Annotated in this window: 17 protein-coding genes; 3 read left to right on the top strand and 14 right to left on the bottom strand. The window is 28.5% G+C overall.

The genetic code is table 11. The annotated features are described in order from the left end of the window. Positions 1-82 precede the first annotated feature (82 nt). Complete coding sequence (locus tag GXK56_RS06595) at positions 83-1,795, bottom strand: methyl-accepting chemotaxis protein (RefSeq protein WP_160686421.1); 1,713 nt, start codon at positions 1,793-1,795, stop codon at positions 83-85. Positions 1,796-2,007: 212 nt separating this feature from the next. Between GXK56_RS06595 and GXK56_RS06590 the strand changes: the two genes are divergently transcribed. After that, positions 2,008-2,769, top strand: coding sequence for a MerR family transcriptional regulator (locus tag GXK56_RS06590; protein ID WP_160686419.1), 762 nt, complete (start codon positions 2,008-2,010; stop codon positions 2,767-2,769). A 190-nt stretch (positions 2,770-2,959) separates the two neighbouring features. On the opposite strand, the gene GXK56_RS06585 is transcribed toward GXK56_RS06590, so the two are convergent. The 9 genes from GXK56_RS06585 to GXK56_RS06545 form a co-directional block, all read right to left on the bottom strand. Next, positions 2,960-3,772 carry a purine-nucleoside phosphorylase gene (locus tag GXK56_RS06585; protein ID WP_160686417.1) on the bottom strand — a complete coding sequence of 271 codons (813 nt, stop codon included), beginning with the start codon at positions 3,770-3,772 and terminating at the stop codon, positions 2,960-2,962. A gap of 44 nt (positions 3,773-3,816) precedes the next feature. Beyond that, a complete protein-coding gene (locus tag GXK56_RS06580; RefSeq protein WP_160686415.1) occupies positions 3,817-5,595 on the bottom strand; it encodes an HD domain-containing phosphohydrolase in 1,779 nt (592 codons plus the stop codon). Between the two features lie 230 nt (positions 5,596-5,825). Further along, the gene (locus GXK56_RS06575) at positions 5,826-6,215 is read right to left on the bottom strand and encodes a spore germination protein GerW family protein (RefSeq protein WP_160686413.1); all 390 of its coding nucleotides are present in this window, start codon (positions 6,213-6,215) and stop codon (positions 5,826-5,828) included. A gap of 63 nt (positions 6,216-6,278) precedes the next feature. After that, entirely contained in the window at positions 6,279-6,938 is a 660-nt protein-coding gene (locus tag GXK56_RS06570) for a DUF2953 domain-containing protein (RefSeq protein WP_160686411.1), read from the bottom strand. Positions 6,939-6,941: 3 nt separating this feature from the next. After that, positions 6,942-7,400 carry a zf-HC2 domain-containing protein gene (locus GXK56_RS06565; protein ID WP_160686409.1) on the bottom strand — a complete coding sequence of 153 codons (459 nt, stop codon included), beginning with the start codon at positions 7,398-7,400 and terminating at the stop codon, positions 6,942-6,944. Positions 7,401-7,402: 2 nt separating this feature from the next. Then, positions 7,403-7,969: an RNA polymerase sigma factor gene (locus GXK56_RS06560; RefSeq protein ID WP_160686407.1), complete on the bottom strand. Its 567-nt coding sequence runs from the start codon at positions 7,967-7,969 to the stop codon at positions 7,403-7,405. Between the two features lie 189 nt (positions 7,970-8,158). Continuing rightward, positions 8,159-10,180, bottom strand: a complete 2,022-nt coding sequence (locus tag GXK56_RS06555; protein WP_160686405.1) for an ABC transporter permease — start codon at positions 10,178-10,180, stop codon at positions 8,159-8,161. Further along, on the bottom strand, positions 10,170-10,937 hold the full coding sequence (locus GXK56_RS06550; protein ID WP_160686403.1) for an ABC transporter ATP-binding protein: 768 nt from the start codon (positions 10,935-10,937) through the stop codon (positions 10,170-10,172). Before GXK56_RS06550 ends, GXK56_RS06555 begins: the two co-directional genes overlap by 11 nt. A 185-nt stretch (positions 10,938-11,122) precedes the next feature. Continuing rightward, positions 11,123-12,001 (bottom strand): ComEC/Rec2 family competence protein, encoded by an 879-nt coding sequence (locus tag GXK56_RS06545; RefSeq protein WP_160686401.1) that lies wholly within the window; start codon positions 11,999-12,001, stop codon positions 11,123-11,125. A gap of 193 nt (positions 12,002-12,194) precedes the next feature. On the opposite strand from GXK56_RS06545, the gene GXK56_RS06540 reads away from it, so the two are divergent. Continuing rightward, complete coding sequence (locus GXK56_RS06540) at positions 12,195-13,073, top strand: PHP domain-containing protein (RefSeq protein WP_160686399.1); 879 nt, start codon at positions 12,195-12,197, stop codon at positions 13,071-13,073. 162 nt (positions 13,074-13,235) lie between these two features. Here GXK56_RS06540 and yicI read toward each other — a convergent pair whose 3' ends face one another. Continuing rightward, the gene (gene yicI / locus GXK56_RS06535; protein WP_160686397.1) at positions 13,236-15,578 is read right to left on the bottom strand and encodes an alpha-xylosidase; all 2,343 of its coding nucleotides are present in this window, start codon (positions 15,576-15,578) and stop codon (positions 13,236-13,238) included. A gap of 245 nt (positions 15,579-15,823) precedes the next feature. Here yicI and GXK56_RS06530 point away from each other — a divergent pair, with 245 nt between their 5' ends. Continuing rightward, positions 15,824-16,723, top strand: a complete 900-nt coding sequence (locus GXK56_RS06530; RefSeq protein WP_160686395.1) for a helix-turn-helix domain-containing protein — start codon at positions 15,824-15,826, stop codon at positions 16,721-16,723. 197 nt (positions 16,724-16,920) lie between these two features. Here the strand turns inward: GXK56_RS06530 and GXK56_RS06525 are convergent, their stop codons facing one another. From GXK56_RS06525 to GXK56_RS06515, 3 genes are all read right to left on the bottom strand, one after another. Then, entirely contained in the window at positions 16,921-17,904 is a 984-nt protein-coding gene (locus tag GXK56_RS06525; RefSeq protein ID WP_160686393.1) for a methyl-accepting chemotaxis protein, read from the bottom strand. Positions 17,905-17,923: 19 nt separating this feature from the next. Next, the gene (locus GXK56_RS06520) at positions 17,924-19,024 is read right to left on the bottom strand and encodes an FIST N-terminal domain-containing protein (protein WP_160686391.1); all 1,101 of its coding nucleotides are present in this window, start codon (positions 19,022-19,024) and stop codon (positions 17,924-17,926) included. A gap of 212 nt (positions 19,025-19,236) precedes the next feature. Then, a complete protein-coding gene (locus tag GXK56_RS06515; protein ID WP_160686389.1) occupies positions 19,237-19,392 on the bottom strand; it encodes a zinc-ribbon domain-containing protein in 156 nt (51 codons plus the stop codon). Positions 19,393-19,524 lie beyond the last annotated feature (132 nt).

Here is a 19,524-nt window from a genome sequence, read left to right as displayed (position 1 = left end):
TTTATACTAATTATTGCTGTGTTTCTTTTATTATTTTTTTACTGTTGATTCGCATAATATAATAGAAATATATATAAAAAATTTATGCCTTAAATTTTTTAATCATCTCGTTAAGTTTTAAAGAAAGTTCTGCCTGACTTTGAGCAGATTTTGAAATTCCACTAACAGCTTTTGTTATTTGAGTAACATTGGCTAACACCTCTTCTGAACCCGCGCCTGATTCCTCAGCAGTTGCTGAAACATTTTGCATTGCATTATTAATTTGATATATAACTTCATTGATCTGCTTTGATGATGCTGCAAATTCTTCTGTTATCCCATTAACAAATTCTGCATCCTTTTCATATTGGATTCCAGTTTCCATAAGTAATTCATAATCTGGCTTTACATTATTGGCTATATAAGCAAGTATATCTTCACCACTTTGAGCCAAATTTTCAACAGCACTCTGTACTTGCATTACCATAGCTTGTATGTTTGAAACAGCTTCTGCTGATTGTTCTGCAAGTTGCCTTACCTCTTCTGCAACTACTGCAAATCCTTTTCCTTGTTCTCCAGCTCTTGCAGCTTCTATTGCTGCATTTAATGCAAGGAGATTAGTTTGTGCTGCTATATCACTTATAGCATCTGCCATTACTTTAACTTCTTGAACTACTTTGCCATCTTCTATTGCTTTTACAATATTCTCTTTCTTTTGTTCATAAATCAAATTCCCTTGTTTCATGCTCTCAGCAGCTTTTCTCTTAATTTCTAAAGACCTATTCCTAATTTCATTAACAGAAACAGCAGCTCCACTTGCTTTATTTGCAAGTTCATTAGTGGTAGCTCCAATTTCTTCTGCTGATGCACTCACTTCCTCAGTAGTAGCACTTAAATCTTGAGTGCCTCTTGCTATCTGCTCCGTTGCATCATTTATTTCATCCATCTTAGCTGAAACTTCTTGAGTGTTAGCTGACAACTCTTGACCAGAACAGCTAATCTGATTAGCTCCTTCTCTAATTTCCTTTATTAATTCTCTTATTTCTCCATTTGCGTTATTTAATGCTCTTGCTACATCTCCTATTTCGTCTTTCGAATTAATTTCTATTGAACTGGTTAAATCCCCCTTTTCCAAACTTTCTGAAAATCTTAAAATCTTTTTAAAGTTCCTAGAAATCATTGCAGTTATAATCATGCCAAGTAATATAGCAATAATAAATCCAACTACTCCTATAATCATCACTAAGAATGAAGTTGTCTTAAATATTGTATTATTTGAATTATTTTTTTCTTCTGATTTATTTTCAACTATCTTAACTAACTCATCAATACTATTTGTTAAGTTTTCTCTTATTGCCGCACTTTCATTACTATTGCTCATTGCTTCATCATATTTTTCATCACTTACAAAACCTATTATCTTATCACATGAGTTTCTATACTCCATTAAATCCTTTTTGACTATTTCATATAATTTAATTTCTTCTGCTGACAAATTAGACTGTTCATACTTTTTTAGCAATTCATCATTTGACTTTCTAATGTTTGCTATTTTTTGCTTTGCTGCATTAACTTTCTTTGAATCTCTACTATTAACTAAATTAAGAACCTCCAAACGTATATGTAATGAATTTGTATTAACTTGTTGGAGGGTTTTTAAGGCTTGAAAATCTTCTGTGTATAAAATATCTGCATTAGAATTTATTTCGTTCATACTTGATACTCCTATAATTCCAACTATTAATACAAATAGAGAAACTAAAAGAAAACTAAATCCCAATTTAAACCTTAGTTTTAGATCAATAAACCATTTCATATCTTTGCCTCCTCATAAATAACATTTTATAATATAAAAATCAACAAAATCTCTATATTTGCTCCACAAAAAGATAATAATGTCAAATTTTATAATAATTATATCACTTTCAATATTTCAATTAAATACGAGCACAATAATAATATTTTTATTTTTCTATTGACATTAACGCTGCGTTAAGGTGTAAATTAATCTTGTAAGGAGGTGCACACATGGAATACACAGTGCAAAAACTAAGCAAATTGGCAGGTGTCAGTACTAGAACTCTTAGATATTATGATGAAATAGGAATTCTTAAGCCGGCAAGAATAAATTCATCTGGATATCGAATTTATGGACATCAAGAAGTTAATAAATTGCAACAAATACTATTTTATAGAGAGTTAGGTGTAAGTTTGGAAAGCATAGGAGAAATAATCACTTCGCCAAACTTTGATAGCGCTACTGCACTAAAAAAACATCGTGAAAAACTTCTTGCAAAAAAAAATCAATTGGATATTCTAATAGCTAATGTTGATAAAACAATAGCTGAAGCCGAAGGGAGAATCATAATGAGCGATAAAGAAAAATTTGAAGGGTTTAAAGAAAAACTTATTAAAGATAATGAAGAAAAGTACGGAAATGAAATACGGAAAAAATATGGAGATACAGTTATTAACAATTCAAATGAAAAATTTAAAAATATGACCAAAGAACAATATAGTGAATATGAAAGATTAGGCAGCGAAATTATTGAAACGCTGAAAGCTGCATTTGAAACTAAAGATCCAGCAAGTGATCTGGCACAAAAGGCTGCTGATTTACATCGTACTTGGCTAGGATACACTTGGAATAATTACTCAAAAGAAGCTCATGCAGGACTTGCCCAAATGTATGTGGAAGATGAAAGATTCACTAAATATTATGATAAAGAACAACCTGGACTCGCTGCTTTCTTAAGAGATTCTATTTTAATATACACCCAAAAGAAGTAGACCTTAAAAAGCTCTTTTTAAAAGAATAACCTGTAATACAAAACCATGCATATAGATGTTTACTTCTATCTATGCATGGTTTTGTTTTAAAATTTATATATACTGATATTTAAACTATATAAAAATTTATAAGTTAATCACTTGACATTTAAAAATGTTTTTATGAATCTATAATATTATTTTCTTGTTATTATATTTCTTCAATAATTCTAACTACCCATCTACAAAGATCTGCAGAAGCCTTTTTTGCAGTTTCTACAACTCTTTCATGTGAATGCTTAACTTTTTGTATACCTGTTGCCATATTAGTAATACATGCAATTCCAAGCACTTCCATCCCAAGATAGTTTGCTACAATTGTTTCTGGGACTGTTGACATTCCAACTGCATCTGCTCCATGTCTTCCAATCATTACAATTTCAGCAGCAGTTTCATAATATGGTCCAGTAAAACCAGCATAAACACCTTCACCATATTTTATTCCTAATTCATCAGCTATTTTTTTAGCTTTGTTTATAAGTTCTAATTTATATGGTTCTGACATATCAGGAAATCTTGTTCCTAATCTTTCATCATTAACACCAATTAAAGGATTAGTACCAAATAAATTAATAAAATCTTTAATAAGCATTAAAGTTCCTGGTTCAAAGTTGGTATTTATACCTCCACACGCATTAGTTACTACGATTTTTTCAATGCCTAATTGTTTCATTACATATACTGGATAGGTAACTTCCTTCATAGTATACCCCTCATAATAATGAAATCTTCCTTGCATTAGCAACACTTCTATTCCATTAATTTTTCCAAATACTAATTTACCTTCATGCCCTTTAACTGTTGAAACTGGGAAATTGGGAATACTTTCATAGGCTAAATCCTCTGGATCTTCAACTGAATTAACTAAGTCTCCTAATCCAGAACCAAGAATAACAGCTATTTTAGGATTTCTGTTTACCTTACTCCTTATATATTCTACCGACTCCATTATTTTACTATACATATTAATTCCTCCTTGGATTTATATTTAATTTAACTATAACAAATTCATGCCCCTCGTTCATCAATATAAGTTATAAAATATTTAACTATTTCAGGATCAAATTGGGTACCTGCACAATTTTTAAGTTCTTTCATTGCTTCATCTTTAGTAATAGCCTTTTTATATACTCTATTACTAGTCATAACATCATAAGAATCTACAACACTTATAATTCTTGCCATTAAAGGTATCTCTTCTCCCTTTAATCCTAATGGATATCCATTACCATCCCATCTTTCATGGTGTGTCAATATACATTTAGCAACATTTCCAAGTTCACTTGAAGCATTTATTATTCTATATCCTTTTTCAGTATGGCTTTTTATTATTTCAAATTCATCTTTACTCAATTTACCTGGCTTTAATAGTATTTCTTCATTAATTGCTATTTTCCCTATATCATGCAATTTTGCCGCTAAAACTAATTCATCCAGCTCTGAAATCCTTAATTTCATCTTTTTTCCTATTATTGATGCATATGTAGCAACTCTTTCTGTATGCTCATTAGTTTCCATAGTTTTTTCTTCTAAACTTTTTTTCAAGGAATTTGTAATAGAACTTTTGATACTCTTCTTTTCTAATAATTTTTGACGATATACTTTTTCCTCTATTTTCATAATGCAATCATATATATTTTCCTCTACTTTATAAATTATTCCCTCACCTAATGCAATACTTAAATTTACATATTCATACTCTACTTCTTCGCATTTTCTTGTAATATCTTGAATTATATCTTCACACTGTGATTCATTACAATTTGGTATGAGAATTATAAATTCATCTCCACCCCATCTAAACACATACCCCTTTGGTGTGCAGACTTCTTTTAATATCTGTGAAATATTTTTTAAAAGGATATCACCTTCTAAGTGACCAAAAGTATCATTTATTAATTTAAGACCATTTACATCCCCCATAATAATTCCTAATGGAAGATTTTCTTCAGAAATTAACTCTCTAATTTTCTCTTCAAAACTATACCTATTATACAACCCCGTAAGTATATCTATTTCGCTTAAATATCTTAATCTTTCTTCCATTACTTTTCTTTCAGTTATATCCCTTGATAGTCCTACCAATCCCCATACATCTCCATTTTTATCGAGCACAGGTATTTTAACATTTTCTTCTACTATATCATTTCCTTTGTCATCTTTTATTCTATGCTCATAATAAGTAGCTTTTTTTGTTTTCATAATTCTTTTATCCTGTTTGATAAAGTTTTGTGCTACTACTTTATCATCATATATTTCCAAGTCGGTTTTACCTAAAATTTCTTTGATGCCTCTTTTATTATAAAAGTCGCCAAACTTTTTATTGTATCCAATAAATTTACTTTCCTTATCCTTATAAAAAATTGACTCTGGGACTGCATCAATTATTGTTCTTAATATATTCTTTTGATTTTCTACATCAGCTTCTTTTAATTTTCTATCCGTTATATCCAGTAAAACTCCAGCCATAGCATTAGATTTCCCCATGTCATATAGCATAGAAAATACAATACATTGAATACAATTTTTTCCGATCAATGACTCAACAATATGCACTTCAGATTTATCTAATTTTTCATATAATTCTTCATTAAATATTTTAGATTTTTCTATAGGTAAAACTTCTTCAATAGACTTACCTATAGCATCTTTCAAATTAATATTGTATTGCTTTTCATAGAACTTATTTAAAAATATTATTTTTAAATCAGCTCCTACAATCCAGACAGGGCATGGTATATTACTTAGAAATGCTTTATATATTTCTATTAAATTAATTTCTTCCATATCTTCAACAATCCTTCTTTTATTTTGTCATATATTATATTGAACTTTACCATTCACAAATAGAAATGTCTACTTCTCTTCTATATACTTCATTTATAGTTTTCTATGATTTTAATCCTCTTAAATCATAGAAATATTTTTCTGCACAATAAAAAGTATCCTAAAAATCAGTTTAATATAAAACTTATTTTTTAGGATACTTTATTTCTTGCATTACTTATGCTTTAACTTTATTCTTCTTTTGCTTCTTCACAAGAACAAGCACCATTTTCCTTTTTGAAGTTTATCTTAGATACTATATCAGGTACCATGTTAATAAGATTATCCAAATTATTTTTGCCTTTTACTGGAAGCATAGTAACTTCATCTTTCTTAATTACTAAAATTGCATTTGGTGATATTCTTGCACCGCCACCACCGCCAGCACCATTTCCAGTCATTCCTTTATTGTCGCTACCAGTTCCGCCTCCTGTTCCACATCCAAACATAACACTTATAATAGGTACAAGTGTTACTTCTCCTACTACTATAGGCTGCCCTACAACTGTTTCTGTCTTTATAAATTTCTCTAGGTTACTAAATAGTGAATCAAAGCTTTCTTTCATTGTGTTATTTTCCATAATCATTTCCTCCTAAAATTTATATATTTTCTAACTCTATATTATTTAATACACATACTTCTTCTAAAAAGTTTCAACAGTTTTTGATTTTTTAAACAAAAACTTTCTTATTTCTTTTTTTATAATTAGCTTAAGAGTTCTATAGCAAATCACATAGACTTTTATGTCTCCATTAATTTCAACTTCAATATTTATAAGTTCCTCTTCAAAATCTGGTTCCACGTAAATTTGAGCCTTTGGAACTGCCCCCTTAATTATACTTATTATTCCTAAAACCATTCCTGTTAATGAAGGGTCTTCAAAACCATAAGCTCCACTTATTTTAAAATATTTAGGCTTAACAATATTAATTATATCTTTAAAATACTTAAAAAATTCTATCAATAAATCTTTGCCAAAACTTCTTTTTGACTTATATTTTTTCTTAGACTTTTCTTTTTTATCAGGTTTCTTCTGATTTTTTTCATTATCTTCAATTAACTTTTTACTAAAAATGTTTAATCCACAAAAAACTAATTTTATTTCAGGCTTATCCTCATATTTGCAAACAATAACCTTAACTAATCCAAATAACCATCTTATATCTACACCACCTACAATATGTCCCTCTATTTTCCCATTCATGCAATAATTAAAAGGAATAAATAAGGTAAGAACAAGTATTGATAATAATATCAGCATTAATATGAAGAATATTTTTAATATAATAATTAAAAATGTCATGTTTTACACCACCTTAAAAAGCTTAAGAAGCTTTATTTTAGACATTTTCTTATTACAATAATTCTTAACGGGCTTTCCTATAATACCTGCTGCTTTTGTCAGCTTATCTTCAACAAACTTATTATAAGGATTATTAAATGGAACTTTATACGCCTCTATAATTGTTCTTCTTAATACTTTCATTTCTTCCTCATAGTTATGCCTTCTTAAATTTATATCTTGATTTTCCATTTGATCGATACAGTTTTCAGCTAATAGCTGAGATAATACTGAAAGTTTTTCTGGTATAGGAATTTCAAATGAAACTTCACTAAGCTCGGCTTCAAGTTCTTTTATCTGCTGTAATTCCTTTTTACATTCATCACAATATTTTAAATGCTCTTCTACAAAAATTCTTTCAAGAGGTTCTATTGTATTATCTGCTAAAGAATATAATAACTGCTTATCAAGTTTGCAACTCATATTTACACCTCCATCACATTTTTAAGCTTATCTTTCAAAAGTGCTTTAGCTCTGTACAGTTCTGTCTTGACTGTTCCTAAAGGCTTGTTTAACAACTTTGCAATTTCATTATAATCAAGATTCTCATAGTATCTAAGGACTATAATAATTCTATACTTTTCAGGTAGTTCCTTCAAATTAGTTTTTATTATATCCTTAATTTCTAAATTTAATATTTCATCTTCTACCTGATCATCTGCAAGCAATACATCTTCTAAAGTTCCTTCTTCTTCATTTATACTTTGATTTAAAGAAATAATATTATTTTTTTTAGTTCTTTTAAAATTTAGACATGTATTTACTGAAATTCTTCTCATCCAAGGGTGAAAAGGCAAATTGTCATCAAATTTATTTATATTATTAAAGACTTTTATATATATTTCCTGCACTAAATCTAATGCATCCTGTTGATTTTGTGTATAGCTATAGCATAGGCAATATAAATACTTTTCATACATCTGAAACAATTCCTTAAAAGAAAGCTTATCATATTTCTTACATTTTATAATAAGCTTCTTGTCAACTTCCAAATTCACCCCTCCTTTTCACAACATAATAACAAGTCCTTTTATTTATTAATCCTAAATTTTACCCTAAATTAATCTCATATAATAACAATACACTTATTCTATTCAAAAGGTTTCATTTTTTATTAATTTTTTATAAAAAAAGTCTTTTGAACAGATATATTATTTTTATCTATTCAAAAGACTTATACACTATAATTCGTTATTAGCTATATTTCTATAAGCAACATATGTTGCATACAAATATCCTCCATATACAATAACCATTATTAATGCTGTTACTAAAATTGATTTAAATTGATTACTTGAACCTAACGCTACTATATAATTATTTACAACATTAACTCCAACATATGAATGAACTATTGCTAGTGCTAGCGGCAATGTAAAGAATATTGCAACTTGCTTAAATATACTTTTATTAATCATACTCTTAGTTGTTCCTATTTTTCTTAAAGCTTTATATCTTTCCATAGATTCATTACATTGTGATAATTGTTGAAGAGCTAAAACAGCTGCACTTGCAAGAAGAAATACAATTCCCATATATACTGCTATGAACAGTATTATTGCAGATAATCCTCTACTCATATCATATGCCATTTCTCTAGTTAAACCTTGTATAATATATTCTAAATTTTTAAAATCCTCGATTTCAAAAGTAAATTTACTTAATATGTTTGTTAGTTCTTTTTTATTCTGCTCTTTATTGTTGCTTAAAAAATTTAAGTTTAACACTTGTTGATTTACTTGCAATCCATTTGTTAATTCATCAGGTACAATTAATGTAAACATAATATCACCTGTAGGCGATGTGCTTATTGCCTCAGTTTGGATTTTCTTTTCTTTTATTTTAAATTCTTTACCATCTATTTTTATGGAATCTTCCTTTTCCAAAAATGAATTTAAAATTTTCTTTAATGGCTCATAATTAGATGCAATTAATACCTCATTATTTTTTAATTCTATTGCTGCTTCACCTTTTAATTTTCTCGTTTCATTATATTCTGATAATTTAAACATGTTCATTTTTTCAAAAAGCTGTAAATTTAATTTTTGTTTATCATCATCAGTTACAGCATACTTTCTTAATAGCTCTGCACTACTTGTATTATTTTCATACTGGTTAATTACTGCATAATTTGAAGTGCTTTCTATATCATATCCTGCTTTTTTTAAAGCATCAATTGGAGAAATAACATTATGTTTTTTATCAAAGGACTGCACAGAGGCATCAAAGGGTGTTTGATTTTCTAAATTGCCTTCAAGAGAGTTTTTCACACTTAAACCTGTTGATAGGGTTCCTATAGTTACAAATAACATTAAACAAATTATTGTCATAGAAATAAAGTTAGTATTAAACTTACTTGAAATTTGTCTCATACTAAAAATATTCAATCCATTTAAATATACTTTATTATTCTTTTTTAATATATAAAATACAACTGCTGCAATTCCATAGAAGAAAAGTGCTGTTCCTATAATTCCAAGTGCAATAGATGCTCTAAATCTATTATCATAAAAATCTAATCCTGCTTTATTAACTAAATAATACGCACATCCTAATATAATCATTGAAAGTGTTAATATAAATGCTGATAAATAAGCATTTTTTGTTTTTACTCTTTCATTTTTTCTGCTTGCACACAATAAATCTATCAACTTATATCTTGAAACAATTACAACATTAAATATCATAACTAGTAAATACATTATTCCGAAATATAAAATGGTCTTTAATAATGCACTAGTTGAAATAACAAAACTATATTTAGTCATCTGCATTGCAAAAAGCTTTGCTGTAAATATTGATAATACTTGAGCAAATAACATTCCAAGTAAAAGTCCTGCTACTAGGGATATTATCCCTATGTATAAAGTTTCATAAAATAAAATCCTTGACATTCTCCTTTTGCTCATGCCTAAAATCATATAAATACCGAATTCTTTTTTTCTTTTATTAATTAAGAATTTTGTTGCATATATTATTAGTGCTCCTAAAATAACTGAAACTCCAATAGATATTACTGAAATCATCTGAGACATAACTTTAACATATTCAGTTTGACCTTTATTCATATCAGCCATTACAGCTTGTGAATCAATTGAGTTAAAGCTATAAAATATGCATACTGCAAATGTTAAAGTTAAAAAATAAATAGTATAGTCCTTAAAACTTTTCTTAACATTATTTAATGCCATTTTAGAAAACATCTTTTGAGTCACCTCCAAGTAAAGTAACAATATCAATTATCTTATTAAAAAATTCTTTTCTTGAATCTTCTCCTCTGATTAATTCATTGAAGATCTTACCGTCTTTTATAAATAATATTCTATGTGCATAGCTTGCAGTAAAAGCATCATGAGTTACCATTAAAATAGTTGCTTCTAATTCATCATTTAATTTTTCAATAGAATTTAAAAGTAACTTAGCCGATTTTGAATCTAAAGCTCCTGTAGGCTCATCTGCCAAAATAAGCTTTGGATTATTAACTATTGCTCTAGCAGCTGCCACTCTTTGCTTTTGACCACCAGACATTTGATAAGGATATTTATCTAAAACACCTTCAATATCTAAACTTTTAGCTGACTTTTTTACTAACTCATCAACTTCATTGCCCCTTTTTCCACCTATAGTTAATGCTAAGGCAATATTCTCATAAGCTGTTAGTGTATCTAACAAATTAAAGTCTTGGAAAATAAATCCCAATTTATCTCTCCTGAATTTTTCTAATTTTCTGCTCTTTAATCTTGTAATATCATCTGTATCAATTTCAATAGCTCCAGTTGTTACATTATCAATTGTTGAAATACAATTTAAAAGAGTAGTTTTCCCACTTCCTGATGGTCCCATTATTCCAACAAATTCTCCTTTTTCTACTTTAAAGCTTATATTATCAAGTGCCTTTGTAACATTTTCTTTATTACCATAGTATTTTTCTACATTTTTAACATTTAATATATTTTCCATAACTTTTCCTCCTGATTCCTCATGTGGTTATTACTTAACCCGACAACTAAATTTTAACCCCTTATATCTATTTCTCATATTGAATTACATTTCAATTCTCTTACAAATTTGTAAGGTAAAAATTTATAAATGAAAGTATATAAAAAACAGTAGCATTTCACTCTACTACTGTCTATATATAAATGTTATTTTTTCTTTGGTATTCCTGATACATTCGATGATTTATCAATTGGTTTCACATTAAAAGATATTTCTTTACCATCACTTTCAGCTATTATAGTCCCATTTAAATCTGTTCTAAATACATTAATGTTTTTACTATTGAGTTTAGTTAAAGTCTCCTTGTGAGGATGTCCATAATCGTTCCCTTTTTCACAGCTTATTACTGCATATTTAGGATTCACTTTATCTAAAAATTCTTGAGTCGTTGAAGAATGACTTCCATGATGACCAACCTTAAGAACATCAGCTTTAATATCTAATTGTTTTTTTAATATTTCACCTTCACTTATATCTTCTGCATCCCCCATAAATATAAATGAATTACTTCCGTAATTTAACTTTACTACTATTGAATAATTGTTTATATCTTCGTATTTGTCATTATTAGGTGCTAAAAACGTTAATGTAGCATTTCCTATTTTAATTTCTTCTCCAACTTTTGGCACTGTCATCTTTAAATCTTTTGCTTTTAAAGCTTTTACCATGTTTTCAAAGGTTTTAGTATTTGCAGTTACTTTAGGTGAATAAAATGCCCCAATATCAAAAGTTTTAATAACATCATCCATACTGCCAATGTGGTCTTCATGTGGATGGGTTGCAATTGCATAATCTATTTTTTTTATTCCTATAGATTTAAGATAATCCAAAGCCTTTTTATCTGAGGTACCTGCATCTATAAGAATATTTTTATCTTCAATTTGAATTAATTCACAATCTCCTTGTCCAACATCTATATAATGAATTTTTATATTACTAGCTTTAGTAGCTTTCTCACATGAAATTAAAGCTAGTGATAATACTAACACTAACAATATACTTAATATCTTTCGAGTTTTTTTCATTATTGTTATCCCCTTTCTTATAACAATTTTATAATAATCAAAGTTTTTGTCAAATATCCACGTAAAATTTAAAATTGCTTTACAATACTTGTTTTTCTCCCATTACTAAAATAAAATAGATAACCTTATTGCTTTTCATTATTTACAAATTGGTATAAAATTAACTTTATAATATAAACTTGGTGGTGTTAAAATGATTGATTTACATATACATACAACTTCATCTGATGGTTCAGATGAACCAGAGGATATACTTATTAAGGCACAGAACTGCGGTATGAAATATATAGCTATTACAGATCACGACTCAATTGGTGCCTATGAAAAATTAAAAAATGTTCAAATAGAGGATTATTATAATGGAAAGATTATTCCTGGCTGTGAATTTTCTGTTGTTCATAACGGAAAGCCTATTGAAGTGTTAGGATATGGTATAGATCTTGAAACTATAAATTCATTAGGAATTATTTCAGATGAAAAATTTCTCGATAGAGAAAATGATTATCTAAAAAGACTTAAGGCTGTCTGCAAGAACCTTAATATAAAATATAGTGATAATCTTTCAATAAATAAAAGCAAATATTTTGCTACTCAGCTAATGCATGCTGATATTCGAAGATATCCTGAAAATGAACAACACTTTACCAAAGAGATATGGGAAAATCTTAATGCCTTTTATAGAACCTGTGTTAATAATGAAGAAAGTCCATTTTTTCTTGATCAAACAAAAAACTATCCAACAGTTGAAGAAATTGCAGCTATCATAAGAAAAGCAGGGGGTAAGTCCTTCCTTGCCCACTTATATGTATATTTTGCTGATGATCTTAAAGAATTTTTAAATTCAATAGTCTCTTTAAATGCACTTGATGGACTTGAATGCTATCATTCCCTCCATACTATTGATAGAACCTATGATTTACTTAATTACTGCACAGAACATAACCTTTATGCGTCTGGCGGAAGTGATTATCACGGAAAACTAAAACCTAATGTTATCCTTGGAGATTGCATACCTGGCATAAAAATACCATATGAAATATTGGAACCATGGCTTCCTGAAAATCTAATCTAAATAAAAATAAAGGGTTATCACAATATTTTATAAACAATATTGTAATAACCCTTTATTTTAATATTAATACTTTTCCTATAAACTACATTAATATTTTTACACTAAAAGTTTTTTAATTTTTCATTGAAGTATACTTAACCTCTTGATATATATACTCAAATATTATAAATTGATTTGTAAACTTGTACTTCCAGCAGCTGCTTCAACACGCTTATCAGTACCTGCAATAACTATCTTAAAGTTCTTATTAACTGCTTCATATGTTACATCAATTACATTTCCTCTTCTTGTAGCTGTAATATCTATAAGTTTATTTCCTTCACTATCATAGATTGGAGCTGTAGCTATCTTACCATCTTCTAAACTATAAATAGTTACTTCTGCATTTTGAAGATAATCGTATACCACATTGTTATTTGCAAATTCACCGTAAGTTACAATTGAATTTGGTCTTGCAAGAATTGGCATTTCATAATAGTTACATTTTCTTTGATAGTATCTTCCACCTTCATAAGTATCATTAGTAACAATATCATACCATGTTCCTTCAGGTACATAGAATTCAGCTAAGCCTTCTTCATTCATTATTGGTGCTATTAATAAATTGTCTCCTAGCATATATTGTTGGTCAAGGTATTTACATGCTGTATCATTAGAAAAAGCTATAACCATTGAACGCATCATTGGAACACCAACTTCATGTGTCTTAATTGCTTGAGACCAAAGATATGGCATCATTCTACCTTTTAGTTTTGTATAGAAGCGAAGAACATCACAAGCTTCTTCATCAAAAGTCCATGGCACTCTATAAGATGTTGATCCATGTAAACGGCTATGTGTTGACATTAAACCAAAGGCACACCATCTCTTATATACATCTGCTGGAGCTGTTGCTTCAAATCCACCAATATCATGACTGAAGAAACCAAATCCTGAAGAACAAAGTGAAAGCCCACCACGTACAGTTTCAGCCATTGCTGAATATTCTGCATAGCAGTCTCCCCCCCAGTGTACTGGGAACTTTTGTCCACCAACTGTTGCACTTCTTGCAAATAAACAAGCCTTATCTTTTCCAAAGTATTCTTCTAAAGCTTCAAATACACATTTATTATAAAGGTAAGTATAATAATTGTGCATCTTAATTGGGTCCATACCATTGTGATAAACACATTTTGTTGGAATTCTTTCACCAAAATCTGTCTTTATATTGTTAACACCCATCTTAAATAATTCTTTTAACAGACCCTTAAACCAATCACAAGCTTCTGGATTTGTAAAATCAACTATAGCCATACCTGGTTGCCAGAAATCAGTTTGGAATACACTTCCATCAAGATTTTTAATGAAATATCCTTTTTCCTTACCTATATTAAATAACTTTGAACGTTGACCTACATATGAATTTATCCACACACAAATTTCTAAACCTTTATCATGAAGTCTCTTAAGCATAGCTTGAGGATCTGGGAATTGTCTCTTATCCCATTCAAAATTACACCATTCATATTCTTTCATCCAGAAACAATCAAAATGGAATACTTGTAGCGGAATATCTCTCTCAGCCATTCCATCAATAAATGAGTTTACTGTTTCTTCATCATAATTAGTTGTAAAAGAAGTTGATAACCATAGTCCAAAAGAATATGCTGGTGGTAATGCAGGTTTACCAGTTAATGTAGTATAATTCTTTATTACCTCTTCTAAATTTTCTCCGCCAATTATAAAATACTCTAATTCTTCTCCTGGGACTGCAAATGTTACCTTAGATACTGTATCTGACATAACCTCAAAGGATACCTTATCTGTACTATTTACAAATACACCATAACTCTTAGATGAAATATAGAATGGAATATTCTTATAGCTTTGATCAGAGCAAGTACCACCATCATTATTCCATATCTCAACTGTTTGTCCATTTTTGACAAATGGAGTGAACTTCTCACCAAAACCATAAATACATTCACCAATATCTGTTTTTAATTGTTCTCTAAGATATGATGTATTAGGATCTTGTGGATAATTAAAGAACTGATCATCTTCTTGAGCTGCCATTCTTGCATTAGCTGCAAATTGACTTTCTTTTATATAAGTAGTAGCTCTCCATGTCCCACCAGTAAGGTGTTTGTTTTTATAATAATATTGAACACTCCAATCATTTCCTTTATTAATTACAACTTTAGTATCTCCTGAAATCAATTCGACGTAATCTTCTGTTTCATTAATAGTAGGTGTATATCCAGTATCTTCATTTAATTCAAAATGAGGAACATTATCTAGTCCACCACTAAAATGTGTTATATTAACCTTAATTATATTTTCAGAAGTTGATGAATACGTTATCTCAAGATTCGGCCCACCAAGTGTCATTCCACGATTTTGCACAACATATGGAGTTGCTAAAACCTTAATTGAATTCTTTGTTGTTTCTACTTCATAAGGCTGAGATGCATAATTTACTTCATAACCTTTCTTACTTAACCAAAAACCATCTGCTACTTTCATAATTATCTCCTTCCAATTACTTTATCAAAAAGTAATAGTCTTTTATTATTTTTTTATAGAAAGAAATTTTTTAGTAATAACCTAATTCATTTACTCTCACCTGTTCATATGTTATTATATTGATATTTAAATATATAATCTTTAACTATTATAACTACTTTTAATACTATTTTGATACATTCTATTTTTTCTGTATATTTTTATTTTTTATGAAGAATTATTTTTTTGATTGGAGAAATTTATTTATGAAACAAGACAGAAATTTTGAAGAAAAAATTAATCATGGTACTGCTGAATTACCTATAGCAATTCATAAACTTACTTATCCAAAGGGTACGGACATTATCTTCTATCTTCACTGGCATAAGGAATTTGAAATATTAGTTATTACAGAAGGTAGCGTTTACTTTACAATAGAACAAAATGAATATCTTTTAAATTCAGGAGATTATGTTTTTATCAATTCAAATTTTTATCATTCAGCAAAAGCTGCAACTGATGAGCAATGTAGTTTTTTTGCTATTGATTTTTCATATCAGTTTTTACAGGAAAATCTTAATTCACGCTTTGGCAGAAAATATATACTTCCAATATTAAATGGTAATCTTACTTTTTCTGAAATTATAAAAAAACAAGAATCAAATAATACTTCAAGCTTATGGCAATCCAAAATTATGCAACACCTTCTTGAAATAAACAATTACCCAGAAAATGATTTTGACACTTATGAGCTATCTATTAAAAGTCATATTTTTGCCGTTTGGGATTTATTCTATCAAAATGCTCCTATTAAAAATGAACTTAATGATACAGATTTATTTAACATGGAACGTTTAAAACCTGTTCTACAATTTATTCATGATAATTATTCCTATGAGATTACATTAGCAGAACTAGCAGCTCTTATTCCAATGAGTGAAGGTCAATTTTGCCGTATGTTTAAGCAAACTATGAAAGTAACTCCTATACAATATCTTATGCGTTATCGCATACTACAAAGCTGCCATCTTCTTCTTGATACAGATAAAAAGATAGGTGAAGTAGCTAATTTATCTGGTTTTAATAATATTAGCTACTATAACAGATTATTCTTAAAAACTATCGGCTGTACACCATATCATTATCGTAACAATCAAGTAACATAAAAAAATGTAATCCAAGTCCCAAAAATTTTTATATGCTTTTAAATACTTCTTACCCTCTCACAACTGAAATTTTTTTATAAAACAAAAGTGGCTCACACCACTTTTATTTTACAAAAAAATATTGAGTAATTAATTATTTAAGTTAGTATTCCTTCATAAATATCTCTAAATTTATTTTAGTTTAGTTTATTAATGCTTTATTGTTTGCCTACCTTTTCTACAAATATATTATCTAGTTGTTCTAGAAAGTTTACAACATCTGAAAAAATAACTGATTTTTTAGATGATTGACTATTTAAATCATCTATTTCATTACTTACATTTTTTGATGAAGTAATTATTTCATTTATATCATTTGTTATTTCCTTAATTCCTTTTTGAGCAGTATTAATAGAATTATTAATTTCTCCAGTTTTTTTCTTTACATCATCTGATGAACTATAAATATCTGAAAAAGCTTCTTGAGTCTTTTCTGTTGAATTAACACCGTCTCTTAATGCTAATTTTGAATCTTCTAAAGAAACTGATAAATTTTCAACATTTCCATTCATTTCATCCATTTTTCTATTTATACCATCTACTAGTTCTTTAGTTGAATCTGCAAGTTTTCTTACTTCATCAGCAACAACTGCAAACCCTCTTCCTGCCTCACCTGCCCTAGCAGCCTCAATATTTGCATTTAAAGCTAGAAGATTTGTTTCATTAGCTATTTCACTGATATTTTCTGACAAATTGCTGATATCCTTAAATGATGATTTTAAAATATCAAATACACTTGCAAACTGATCCATGCTTTTTTCAATATTATTCATTTTATTCTTCAATTCACTCATCATATCATTAGCATTATCCAAAGATTTCATGGATGTTTCTGTTGCTTTTCCTATATCATTTGAAGTCACTGCAAAATCATTAAAATTACTATTAAAATTCTCTAACACATCACCTATATTGCTTATACTTTTAGAGACATGATTAAATGTTTTTGAAACATCATTTACAGCTTTTGATATTGTAATTTCACTATCCATAAGGTTGGACATTCTTTCTTGTAAATAACTCAAGCTATATGTAACATATTTATTTTCATCAATACCATCATTTGATTTTATTTCTGGCTTAATACTTTCTATGTTATTTAATTTATTATTATCTTTATTTTTTTTAAATACTCCAAACATAACATACCCCTCTTATTATTTATTCAAAAACACCAACTACCATAGTTTGATTAAAATGATGCTCATTCATTTGTTCTCCATGACAGGCAAAACCTATATATGGACCTATTTGCCCCATTTCTTTAGCAAAAGTATCTGCAAAGCCTTCTTGTTCAAAAAACATAGTTCTTGCAACACAATGTATAACAAGAGCACATGATATATGATTAAAATCCTTTTTAATTTTAGAAATAGTAGACTTTAATACTTTTCTATAATCATCTGGCTCAAGTAAAACTATTTTAGAATTTTTATATATTCTACTATAATGTGAAACCGCTTTATTATCTATTACATTTTTATTTGCTGAAATGAATAAATCATCTCCAACCACTCTTCCTAATGGATGTGTTGAAAATTTATCTTGAAGCTTATTAACTGGAACATTTAAACACTTTGCCATTACTTCTGCACACGGCTTATCATCAAGTTCATAAACTGTTCTTGTCCTTGGATTTACATTAGTAGCTATAAATTCATGTTCCGTCTTTTTAAATATGTTTTCTTGATAAATTGATATTTTACCGCTTAAATTCTTAATTAAAACATATACGCATGCATTACTATATGCCTTTCCATTAAATCCAACATAAGTTGTTTGAAATTGTCCATCATCTGCTGAAGTTCCACCTAATAAAGATATGTTGTATACATGTAGTAATGAATTCATAGTCGATAATACCTTTTCTTCGCTATTAGTTGTCCCTACGCAAAATTCCAAGCATACTGTATTATCAGTATCCCTTAAATTACTAATGCTGTTTTGAAGTCTTTGTATGTACTTTACTGGATATTTATCAATCTCTTCAATTACACCTCCATAACACTCTATTCCCTCTTCAAAGCTCATAGCTAGTAGTGCACCATTAGTTAATCCCTCTTTACAAATTTCTTTATATGCTGAGGAACCAATTAATATACTATTAGGGAATTTACTATGTAATCGTTTTGAAAACTCTTCAAATCGACCTTTACTGGTATAATAAATTATTAATTTAGGATTGATGAAATCTTTTGTAGCTTCTGTTAATGCTTGTTCTAGATTATTTGACATTCCTTTTCCGATCTTCGTCTTAACCATATGGCTTCTCTCCTTCTCTTTTTTATTCCTCAGTATAATTTTACAATTTTCTCATAACAAAGTAAATATCACCAAAATATTTATAATTTAAATCTACATATATAATTTGTAATTTATTATAATTAAATAGAATTTTATGAAGAAGAGAAAAATTAATTTCCACATCAAAAAAGAGTTATAATGAAACATTATAACTCTTAAAATAACTAAAACTATCTTCTGTTATTTTGTTGCTTTCTAGCTCTTCTACAATCAGCACATCTTACTGGGTCATTTTCAAAACCTTTTTCTTTGTAGAATTCTTGTTCTCCAACTGTGAATACAAATTCAGATCCACAATCTTTACATACTAAAGTTCTATCTTCCATTATTAAATTCCTCCTTTTTTAATTTCCAAAGATTAATTTCGATCCATATGATTCTCTAAAAGGAGAAATATACTTATCTATTAAAAACCTTTTCTTTTACACTATCAATTATATCATTTACAATATAAATTG

Origin of the sequence: Clostridium sp. C2-6-12, from assembly GCF_009928485.1 — a bacterium.
GTDB lineage: Bacteria > Bacillota > Clostridia > Clostridiales > Clostridiaceae > Clostridium.
The sequence above is the reverse complement of the archived record's forward strand: the minus strand, read 5'-3'. Positions and strand labels throughout refer to the sequence as shown.